We start from the raw sequence: 9,749 nt of genomic DNA, 5'->3' as shown, positions 1-9,749 counted from the left end.
TGCGGTGGACAGTGAGTTGTCCTGGGCAGGCGAATGCACATCGTCGCCCCGGGAGGACGCCCTGCCTGCGGTGGACAGTGAGTTGTCCTGGGCAGGCGAATGCACATCGTCGCCCCGGGAGGACGCCCTGCCTGCGGTGGACAGTGAGTTGTCCTGGGCAGGCCGCCAGACGGCTTCTTGGGGCGTGGTTGAGAGCCGCTCGTCGTTCTGTCCGCCGCCCGACTCGCTGCCCGAATCACCGGACGACTCAGCGGTCGACGCTGCGCCTAGCTCAGAGCTCGGCTCGGCAGGTGCGTGAGCGGGCTGGGCCAGGGGTGGGTCAGCCGATGCTAGGTCGGCCGAGGGTGGGCCGGCCGGGGGGCGGGACCGTTGGCGCCATTCGCTGAGCGACGGCCACCCTGCCGACGGCTCCCCGCCGGACGGCTTCCCACTGGATAGTGCAGCGCCAGACATCTTCCCACCGGACAGTTCGCTACCGGTCATCGTGCCACCTGACGGTCCGCTACGGGGTAGCCCACCCGACGGTTCACCCCCAGACTGCCTCTCACCGGACAGCTTCCTACCCGACGGCTCGGTGCCGGGCAGCTTCCCGCTAGACGGCTCGCCGCCAGGCGGCCTCCCATCGGACGGGTCGCCGCCGGGCAGCCTCCCGCTGGACCGTTTCCTCCGGGATGGTTTCCGGCCTCGGGGCGAGTCGTCCGAGGAGGGCCCGGAGGGCCAGGTGTCCTCCGGGGTTGATGACCGCGGAAAGAGGTTGGCGCTGGAGTTGCGGCGGCGGCCCGGAGATGGGGTGGGGAGGTCGGGCCAGGCGCCCCAGTCTTGGGGGTGGGGCGCCTGCGACGGGTCCGTGTCACTCATCCGACGACCGATCAGAGTCACTCATGCGGCGACCCGATCAGACGTCACCGGGCTTCGGCGTGGCGGCGGCCTTGGCGCCGCGGCCCGAGGGAGCGGCGGCTGGAGCGGCCGGGGCCGCGGGTGCCTCGGCGGGGGCATCCAGGCGGGGGCCGACGCCGAGCTTGTCCTTGATCTTCTTCTCGATCTCGTTGGACATGTCGGGGTGGTTCTTCAGGAAGTTGCGGGCATTCTCCTTGCCCTGGCCGAGCTGGTCGCCCTCGTAGGTGTACCAGGCGCCGGACTTGCGGACGAAGCCGTGCTCGACGCCCATGTCGATGAGGCCACCCTCGCGGGAGACGCCCACGCCGTAGAGGATGTCGAAGTCGGCGACCCGGAAGGGCGGGGCCATCTTGTTCTTGACGACCTTGACACGCGTGCGGTTGCCGACCGCCTCCGTGCCGTCCTTGAGCGTCTCGATGCGGCGGATGTCGAGGCGGACCGAGGCGTAGAACTTGAGCGCCTTACCGCCGGTCGTGGTCTCGGGCGAGCCGAACATGACGCCGATCTTCTCGCGGAGCTGGTTGATGAAGATGGCGGTGGTGCCGGTGTTGCTGAGCGCGCCGGCGACCTTGCGCAGGGCCTGGGACATCAGGCGGGCCTGGAGGCCGACGTGGCTGTCGCCCATCTCGCCCTCGATTTCGGCCTTGGGGACCAGGGCGGCCACCGAGTCGATGACGATGATGTCGACGGCGCCCGACCTGATCAGCATGTCGGCGATCTCGAGCGCCTGCTCACCCGTGTCGGGCTGGGAGACGAGCAGGGCGTCGGTGTCGACGCCGAGCTTCTTGGCGTATTCGGGGTCGAGGGCGTGCTCGGCGTCGATGAACGCCGCGATGCCGCCCGCCCGCTGGGCGTTGGCCACCGCGTGCAGGGCGATCGTGGTCTTACCCGAGGACTCCGGGCCGTAGACCTCGACGATCCTGCCACGCGGCAACCCTCCGATGCCCAGCGCGACGTCCAGGGAGATCGAACCCGTGGGGATCACCTCGATGGGGGCTCGGGCGTCGTCGCCGAGGCGCATGACGGAGCCCTTGCCGAACTGCCTCTCGATCTGAGCGAGGGCGGTCTCGAGGGCCTTCTCGCGGTCGTTGATAGCCATGGGAACTCCCCCTGGAGGGTTGTGGTCCGATCAGTCGAGTGAAAGCTACGGCCTGCCACCGACAGTTTTGCGGAGTCGTCGCTGGGAGGGCGTGGCCTGGCGGATTACATCCTAGCCGAACGGCTGTTCGATCACAGCAGGAACACGCGGCAATGCCCCACGCAAACGGCTCCTGTCCCCCGACACCGAACGTTGAGCGCGTGCAGATGAACCTTGACGGACGCGAGCTCGTGAGATCGAAGATTAAGTGTGCAGGCTAGAGCGTCTGCCCACAGGGGTTGGACGAGACGGTCCACCTGCGCGCCTGACGCGGACCGCGATGATTTCCGCAGACGCGCGGAGTCCATTCCTTTAGTGGGCAGGACCTTCCCGGCCCCTATGGCGAGAGGAGATCCGATCGTGGCAGTGGGGATCTTCGCGGGCATCCCTGTCCGCGACTGCAAGAGCGCCGTGGAGTGGTACACCAGGCTCCTCGGCAGGGGTCCGGCGTTCTGGCCCAACGACGTCGAAGCGGTGTGGCAACTGGCCGAGGACCGGTACGTGTACGTCATCGAGGACGCCGCTCGCGCCGGAGGCGGCGTGAGCATGATCTGGCTGGACGATCCGAAGTCCGAGGTGGAGCGGATCGCTGGGCGCGGCCTGCGGCCGGTGGACATGGAGCAGCACGGCAACGTCTGCAAGTGGGTCTTCCGTGACGCTGACGGCAACGAGACAGGCATCGGAGGCGAGACTATGCCTGCGCCCTGAATCGGAAATACTCGGATGTGACGTCCGCCCCGGAGACGGAGCCCGTCGTCAATGGTCGTACTACTCAGCGTGTAGAGGTGCAATGACCGGTTGAAGCGCTCTCCTGGCAGAGCACTTCACGCTTTCTGCTCGATCGCGAGCATCTCCCGCAGATCGCCCGCTTCCGGCCGCTCCCGCTGCTCGACAGGAACAGCGCTCGACACGCGTCGCGCCGCCGCCACGATCTCATGCGTGCGGAACGCCGGCTGCACGGTATCGAGCACCGCAGTCGGCCGCCGCAACCCCTCGTCCACACCGCCGCTGACCACCGTCGACAACGCGACGAGCAGCTCGACCGCAGTTCGGTACTGATAGTCGCTGGTCGCGTCCAGCACCCGCTCGCGAGTGGCTGCCCTCGCATCCTCATCACCGGCTTCTGCGGGACCCAGCATTCGGTCCATTCGAGCTGGCCCCCTCCCCAGTAGCTCGGCATGATGCTCGGTCTGACCGGATCGACCGCGATCATGTCGCCGCCGCGTCTCAGTACACCGCCTCTCTGCACCGACACCCAGCGGACGATCACGCGGGTATGGACGCTCTTATGCGGATCCTCATGGACACCGCTGCGTAACCTCCAGACCCCGTCAAGTGATGTTCACGAGGGTTGGCCTCCGCGTGTTGTCAGGTGCGGTGAGCTGGGGAGACTCACTGCAGGGGCGAGGGTTGGAGGCGGCTTGACGAGCGGCTACACCGGGGAACGGCGCACCCATCTGGAAGCACTCGCCAAGTTGTTGCCCGGTCACGGGCTGGCGAGCCGCATGATCGGCGGTGAGGAGCCGGTGCTGTGGGCGTGGCATCCCCGCACCGGCAAGCAGACGCTCGTTTTCGCCACCCCCGCCGGTCGTGGGTGGCAGTTCCTGTGGTCACCCGGCGGTCAGGGCACCGCCGACGACCTGCATCTGACGGCCCGCTCGCTGAAAGCGAGCATGGAGGAGGACGAGCAGGGAGGTTAGCGGGGCAGGGAGGTCGGCCGGGGCCGTGTGGTCAGCCGGGGCAGGGAGGTCAGCCGGGGCCGTGAGGTCAGCGGAGGCGGGAGGTCAGCGGAGGCGGGAGGAGACGTTCTCGACCTGGCAGACCGCGCGCCAGACGGTCTTGGCGCTCTCGCCGTCCGCCAGCGCCTGGTCGACCGTCCGCCCTTCGAGTGGGGCGAGCACGTAGTCGCGGGCCCACGAGTCGGCGTACGACTCCCCGAAGTGGGCGCGCATCCGTCTCCAGAACTCGGTCAGCCGCATCACACAAGTATGGAACCGCCGGAAGGGTGGGTAGGACACCCCCATGGCAAAGACCCCCAAGTCCTCCCCGCCCAAGTCCGCCGAGTGCAAAGCCAACCGAAAGAAGCGCCGCCAGCTCCGGTTAGCCCAGCGCTTAGCCGTACAACAGGAGAAATCGGAAAGAGCCGAAAGGCACGCAGGCATCAGGCAGGAACCTCGGGCGGGCACACCGCGTACGCGTAGAGCGTCGCGACGGTAGATCACATCACGCGCGAGCCGTACATCTCACCCAGTTGGTCGGCGAGCAGCTCCAGCCGGGCGCCGTCGGGGTCCTTGAAGTAGATGGAGGCGCCGCTCTCGATCTGGTGCGGCACGCCGGCCACCTCGAGCTTGCCGCGCAGCCGCTCCCAGGTGGCGGGGTCGACGGAGATCGCGATGTGGTGCAGCCCGCCGAGCACCTCCTGGTAGGGGCCGAGGTCGAGCCCCGGGAAGTCGAAGAAGGCGAGGAGGTTGCCGTTGCCGATGTCGAAGAAGAAGTGGTTGGAGCCCTTGAAGTCACGGTTCTCGAAAATCTCCGTCAAGGGGAACTCAAGAAGCTCCTGGTAGAACTTGACCGTCCGCTCCACGTCCGACGACAGCAGGGCGAAATGGTGCAGGCCGCGCGCGCTGCTGGACGGCCGGTGCGCTAAGAGGTAGCGCTCCCTGATGTCCTCGCGGCGGGTCTCAATGGCTGCGTAGTCGATGCCCACGCTCGCTCTATGTCCGCAGCGCCCCCGCCTCAATCTCGCACCGCCGCCACAATGAGTTTTCTGTCGGTGCGACGAGGCAGTATGTGCTGGTGAGCTCGCTAGAACATTTCTCCCACACGACCAGGCAGTGGTTCGCCGGAGCGTTCGAGGCGCCCACGAGTGCGCAGGAAGGCGCATGGGAGTCCATCGCGCGCGGCGACAACACGCTCGTGGTGGCGCCCACCGGGTCGGGCAAGACGCTGGCGGCGTTCCTTTGGTCCCTCGACCGCTTGGCCGCCGCCGACCACCCCACCACCACTCCGGCGGATCCGACGCAGGTCGACGCGGGTTCCAAGCAGGTCAACGCGGGTCCGAAGCAAGGCGAAGCGGGTCCGAAGCCGGGGCCGAAGCAGGGCGACGCCAGTTCCAAGCAGGTCAAGAAGCAGACCAAGGTCCTGTACGTGTCGCCGCTCAAGGCACTGGCCGTCGACGTGGAGCGCAACCTGCGTGCCCCGTTGGCCGGGCTCAAGCAGACCGCGCGCCGGCTCGGCCTGCCGGTGCCGGAGATCTCGGTGGCCATCCGCTCCGGCGACACCCCGGCCGAGGACCGCAGGCGGTTCGCCGCCCACCCGTCCGACATCCTCATCACCACGCCGGAGTCGCTGTTCCTGCTGCTCACCAGCCAGGCGCGCGAGGCGTTGCGGGGCGTCGAGACGGTGATCGTCGACGAGGTGCACGCGGTGGCCGCCACCAAGCGCGGTGCCCACCTGGCGCTCAGCCTCGAGCGGCTCGACGCCCTGCTCCAACGGCCCGCGCAGCGGATCGGGCTGTCGGCGACCGTACGACCGGTGAGCGAGGTCGCGGCGTTCCTCGGTGGGTCTCGCCCCGCGACGGTCGTGCAGCCGCCCTCCGACAAGGTCATCGAGGTCGAGGTGGTCGTCCCGGTCGAGGACATGACGGAGATGGAGGGCCGGCCGGGATCCACGAACGGCGGGCCGGGGTCCGCCGACAGCGGGGCAGGGTTCGCCGACGGCGAGGAGCCCGAGCCGTCCAGCCGGTCGATCTGGCCGCATGTCGAAAACCACCTGTTCGAGCTGATCGAGGCGCATTCGTCGACGATCGTGTTCGCCAATTCCAGGCGGCTGGCCGAACGCCTCTGCACCAGGCTCAACGAGCTCGCCTACGAGCGCGTGCAAGGGCCCGAGGCCGTCGATCTGTCGATCTGGGAAACGCCGTTGCCGGGAGATCCGCCCAGGCGCACGCCGCCGCCGCCGGAAGATCCGCCTCGGCGGGCGCCCGCCGAGATGATGGCGCAGGCCGGGGCGAGCAAGGGCGTGGTCACCGAGATCGTCCGCGCGCACCACGGCTCCGTGTCGAAGGAGGAGCGGGCGCAGATCGAGGAGGCGCTCAAGTCGGGCCGGTTGCCCGCCGTCGTCGCGACGTCCAGCCTGGAGCTGGGCATCGACATGGGCGCCGTCGACCTGGTCGCGTGCGTGGAGGCGCCGCCGAGCGTGGCGAGCGGGCTCCAGCGCATCGGCCGGGCGGGTCACCAGGTGGGCGCGGTGTCCAAGGGAGTGATCTTCCCGAAATACCGCGGCGACCTGATCCAGACCGCCGTGGTGGCCGAACGCATGATGAGCGGCCAGATCGAGGAACTGCGCTACCCGCGCAATCCACTCGACGTGCTGGCCCAGCAGATCGTGGCGATGACCGCGCTGGAGGAGTGGACGGTCGACGAGCTGGAGGCCATGGTCAAGCGGGCCGCTCCCTACGCGACGCTGCCGCGCACCGCGCTGGAGGCCACGCTCGACATGCTGGCCGGACGCTACCCGAGCGAGGAGTTCGCCGAGCTGCGGCCGCGGGTCGTCTGGGACCGGGTGACGGGCACGTTGCAGGGCCGTCCGGGCGCGCAACGGCTGGCGGTGACCAACGGTGGCACGATCCCCGATCGCGGGCTGTTCGGCGTCTTCCTGGTGGGCGAGAAGGCGTCCCGGGTGGGCGAGCTCGACGAGGAGATGGTCTACGAGTCGCGGGTGGGCGATGTGTTCGTCCTGGGTGCGACCTCGTGGCGGATCGAGGACATCACGGCCGACCGGGTGCTCGTCTCCCCCGCGCCCGGCCAGCCGGGCAAGTTGCCGTTCTGGCACGGCGACGCGCCGGGCAGGCCGGCCGAGCTGGGCAAGGCGATCGGCGCCTTCCTCCGCGAACACGCGGCGAACACCTCCAACGACCGCATGCGAGCGGCCGGCCTCGACGAATACGCCGCCGGCAACCTGCGCGCCTACCTCGACGAGCAGCGTGACGCCACCGGTTACGTCCCCGACGACCGCACCCTCCTGGTCGAACGCTTCCACGACGAACTCGGCGACTGGCGCGTCGTCATCCACTCCCCCTATGGCGCGCGGATCCACGCTCCGTGGGCCCTGGCGATCAACCGGCGGCTGCGCGAGCGCTACGGCCTCGACGTACAGGCCGTGCACTCCGACGACGGCATCGTGCTGCGAATCCCCGACACGCTGGTCGAGCCGCCCACCGACGTGGCGGCGTTCGACGCCGAGGAGATCGAGCGGATCGTCACCGAGGAGCTGGGCGGCTCGGCGATGTTCGCCTCCCGGTTCAGGGAGTGCGCGGGCCGGGCCCTGCTGCTGCCGCGCCGCACGCCCGGCCGGCGCAGCCCGCTCTGGCAGCAGCGGCAGCGGGCCGCCCACCTGCTGGGGGTGGCCTCTCAATACGCGTCGTTCCCGATCGTGCTGGAGACGATGCGCGAGTGCCTCCAGGACGTGTTCGACGTGCCCGGCCTGGTGACGCTGATGCGCGACATCGCCGCGCGCCGGGTGCGGGTGGTGGAGGTGGAGACGTCACAGGCGTCGCCGTTCGCCACGTCGCTGCTGTTCCACTACATAGGCGCGTTCATGTACGAGGGCGACGCGCCGCTGGCCGAGCGCCGGGCCCAGGCGCTGGCGCTGGACATGACCCTGCTGGCCGAGCTGCTCGGCGAGGCCGACCTGCGGGAGTTGCTCGACCCCGACGTCATCTCCGACACCGAACGCGAGCTGGCCAGGCTCGACCGGCCGTTGCGCGACGCCGAGGACCTGGCCGACCTGCTGCGCTCGCACGGGCCGCTGCTCGTACCCGACGTGAGCCTGCGCGGCGGCGATCCGGCCTGGCTGGCGGAGCTCGAACGAGCCCGCCGGGCGATCAAGGTGCGGATCGCGGGCGAGGAGCAGTGGGCGGCGATCGAGGACGCGGCCCGGCTGCGTGACGCGCTGGGCGCGCCGCTGCCGGTCGGGATCCCGCACGCGTTCCTGGAGCCGGTCGCCGACCCGCTGGCCGACCTCGTGGCCCGCCATGCCCGTACGCGCGGGCCCTTCCATGCCGGCACACCCGCCGCCCGGTTCGGCCTGGGCGTGGCCGTGGTGACCGACGCCCTGCGGCGGCTGGCGGCGGCCGGGCGGGTGGTCAACGGCGAGTTCCGGCCGGGCGGCCGGGGCGAGGAGTGGTGCGACGCCGGTGTGCTGCGGATGCTGCGGCGCAGGTCCTTGGCGCGGCTGCGCAAAGAGGTCGAACCGGTCCCGCCCGAGACGCTCGCGCTGTTCATGCCCGCCTGGCACGGCATCACCGGCTCGGCGCCACGCGGCACCGACGGGAGCGGAGCGGCGCCACGCGGCAGCGTCGCGGCCGGTGCGGCGCGGGCGATGGACGCGCTGATCCACAGCGTCGAGCAGCTCCAGGGAGCCGCCGTGCCCGCATCGGCGCTGGAGACGCTGGTCCTGCCGTCGCGCGTGCCCGGCTACCACCCGGCGCTGCTCGACGAGCTGACCTCGTCGGGCGAGGTGATGTGGGTGGGCCAGGGATCGCTGCCCGGCGGCGACGGCTGGGTGTCGCTCTACTTCGCCGACACCGCTCCCCTGCTGCTGCCCGAACCCGGCCAGATCACCATGACCCCGGTGCACGAGCAGGTGCTCGACGTGCTGGGCGGCGGCGGGGCGCTGTTCTTCCGGGGGATCTCCGACCAGCTCGGCTCGCTCGACGACGCGGCGCTGGTGTCGGCGCTGTGGGATCTGGTGTGGTCGGGACGCGTGTCCGGTGACACGCTGGCGCCGCTGCGGGCCACACTCGGGTCGGGCCGGCCCGCACACCGGCCGGCCACCACGCGCCGGCGGCGGGCCGTGCTGCCGAGCAGGAGCGGGCCGCCCACGGTGGGCGGGCGCTGGTGGCTGCTTCCCTCGCCCGCCGAGGACGCCACCCAGCGGGCGCAGGCCCAGGCCGAGGTGCTGCTCGAACGGCATGGGGTGGTGACGCGCGGGGCGGTGACGTCGGAGCGGCTGCCGGGCGGGTTCACACCGGTCTACCAGGTGCTACGGGCCTACGAGGAGAGCGGGCGGTGCCGCCGGGGCTACTTCGTCGAAGGGCTCGGGGGCGCGCAGTTCGCGCTGCCGGGGGCGGTGGACCGGATGCGCGCCATGGCTCCGAGCGTTGCCCCGGCATCCGGCGCCCACGACTTGGGCCCATCCGGGCGGGCCACCGATCGGAGGGCGGTCGTCCTGGCCGCGGCTGATCCGGCCAACCCCTACGGGGCGGCGCTGTCGTGGCCGGCGCATCCCGGCGAGGTGGGGCACAAGCCCGGCAGGAAGGCGGGCGCGCTGGTGGTGCTGGTGGACGGGTTCCTCGTGCTGTACGTGGAGCGGGGCGGCAAGACGCTGCTGTCGTTCGCCGACGACGAGCGTCTGCGGCCGGCCGTGGACGCGCTGGCGCTGGCCGTACGGGATGGGGCGCTCGGGAAGCTGACCGTCGAGCGGGCCGACGGCGCCTCGATCGGCGAGTCACCGCTGGCGGCGGCGCTGGAGGAGGCCGGCTTCCACCCGACACCGCGAGGTCTGCGCCTACGCGCCTGACCAACCGAAAGACCCCTCCGACCGAAAGGCCGCACCCCTGACCGACCCAAAGGCCCACGCGCCCGCCCAACTGAAAGGCCCGCACCCCTGACCGACCCAAAGACCGCGCGCCTGACCGACCGATAGGGCTGCC

Annotated in this window: 7 protein-coding genes; 3 read left to right on the top strand and 4 right to left on the bottom strand. The window is 70.5% G+C overall.

The window, feature by feature from the left end; genetic code table 11:
- Nucleotides 1-895: 895 nt before the first annotated feature.
- The gene (gene recA / locus AB0C30_RS22500; RefSeq protein WP_357947004.1) at nt 896-1,996 is read right to left on the bottom strand and encodes a recombinase RecA; all 1,101 of its coding nucleotides are present in this window, start codon (nt 1,994-1,996) and stop codon (nt 896-898) included.
- A gap of 399 nt (nt 1,997-2,395) precedes the next feature.
- On the opposite strand from recA, the gene AB0C30_RS22495 reads away from it, so the two are divergent.
- Entirely contained in the window at nt 2,396-2,743 is a 348-nt protein-coding gene (locus tag AB0C30_RS22495) for a VOC family protein (protein WP_357947002.1), read from the top strand.
- Between the two features lie 116 nt (nt 2,744-2,859).
- Here the strand turns inward: AB0C30_RS22495 and AB0C30_RS22490 are convergent, their stop codons facing one another.
- On the bottom strand, nt 2,860-3,183 hold the full coding sequence (locus AB0C30_RS22490; protein ID WP_357946999.1) for a hypothetical protein: 324 nt from the start codon (nt 3,181-3,183) through the stop codon (nt 2,860-2,862).
- Nucleotides 3,184-3,456: 273 nt separating this feature from the next.
- On the opposite strand from AB0C30_RS22490, the gene AB0C30_RS22485 reads away from it, so the two are divergent.
- Nucleotides 3,457-3,735 carry a hypothetical protein gene (locus tag AB0C30_RS22485; RefSeq protein ID WP_357946996.1) on the top strand — a complete coding sequence of 93 codons (279 nt, stop codon included), beginning with the start codon at nt 3,457-3,459 and terminating at the stop codon, nt 3,733-3,735.
- 84 nt (nt 3,736-3,819) lie between these two features.
- On the opposite strand, the gene AB0C30_RS22480 is transcribed toward AB0C30_RS22485, so the two are convergent.
- On the bottom strand, nt 3,820-4,014 hold the full coding sequence (locus AB0C30_RS22480; RefSeq protein WP_225290661.1) for a DUF3046 domain-containing protein: 195 nt from the start codon (nt 4,012-4,014) through the stop codon (nt 3,820-3,822).
- A gap of 239 nt (nt 4,015-4,253) precedes the next feature.
- Nucleotides 4,254-4,742 carry a VOC family protein gene (locus AB0C30_RS22475; RefSeq protein ID WP_357946994.1) on the bottom strand — a complete coding sequence of 163 codons (489 nt, stop codon included), beginning with the start codon at nt 4,740-4,742 and terminating at the stop codon, nt 4,254-4,256.
- An 89-nt stretch (nt 4,743-4,831) separates the two neighbouring features.
- Here AB0C30_RS22475 and AB0C30_RS22470 point away from each other — a divergent pair, with 89 nt between their 5' ends.
- On the top strand, nt 4,832-9,616 hold the full coding sequence (locus tag AB0C30_RS22470) for an ATP-dependent helicase (RefSeq protein WP_357946991.1): 4,785 nt from the start codon (nt 4,832-4,834) through the stop codon (nt 9,614-9,616).
- Nucleotides 9,617-9,749: the final 133 nt, after the last annotated feature.

It is taken from the genome of Nonomuraea sp. NPDC048901, from assembly GCF_040649695.1.
Lineage (GTDB): Bacteria > Actinomycetota > Actinomycetes > Streptosporangiales > Streptosporangiaceae > Nonomuraea.
This window is presented reverse-complemented; position numbering and strand designations above follow the sequence as displayed.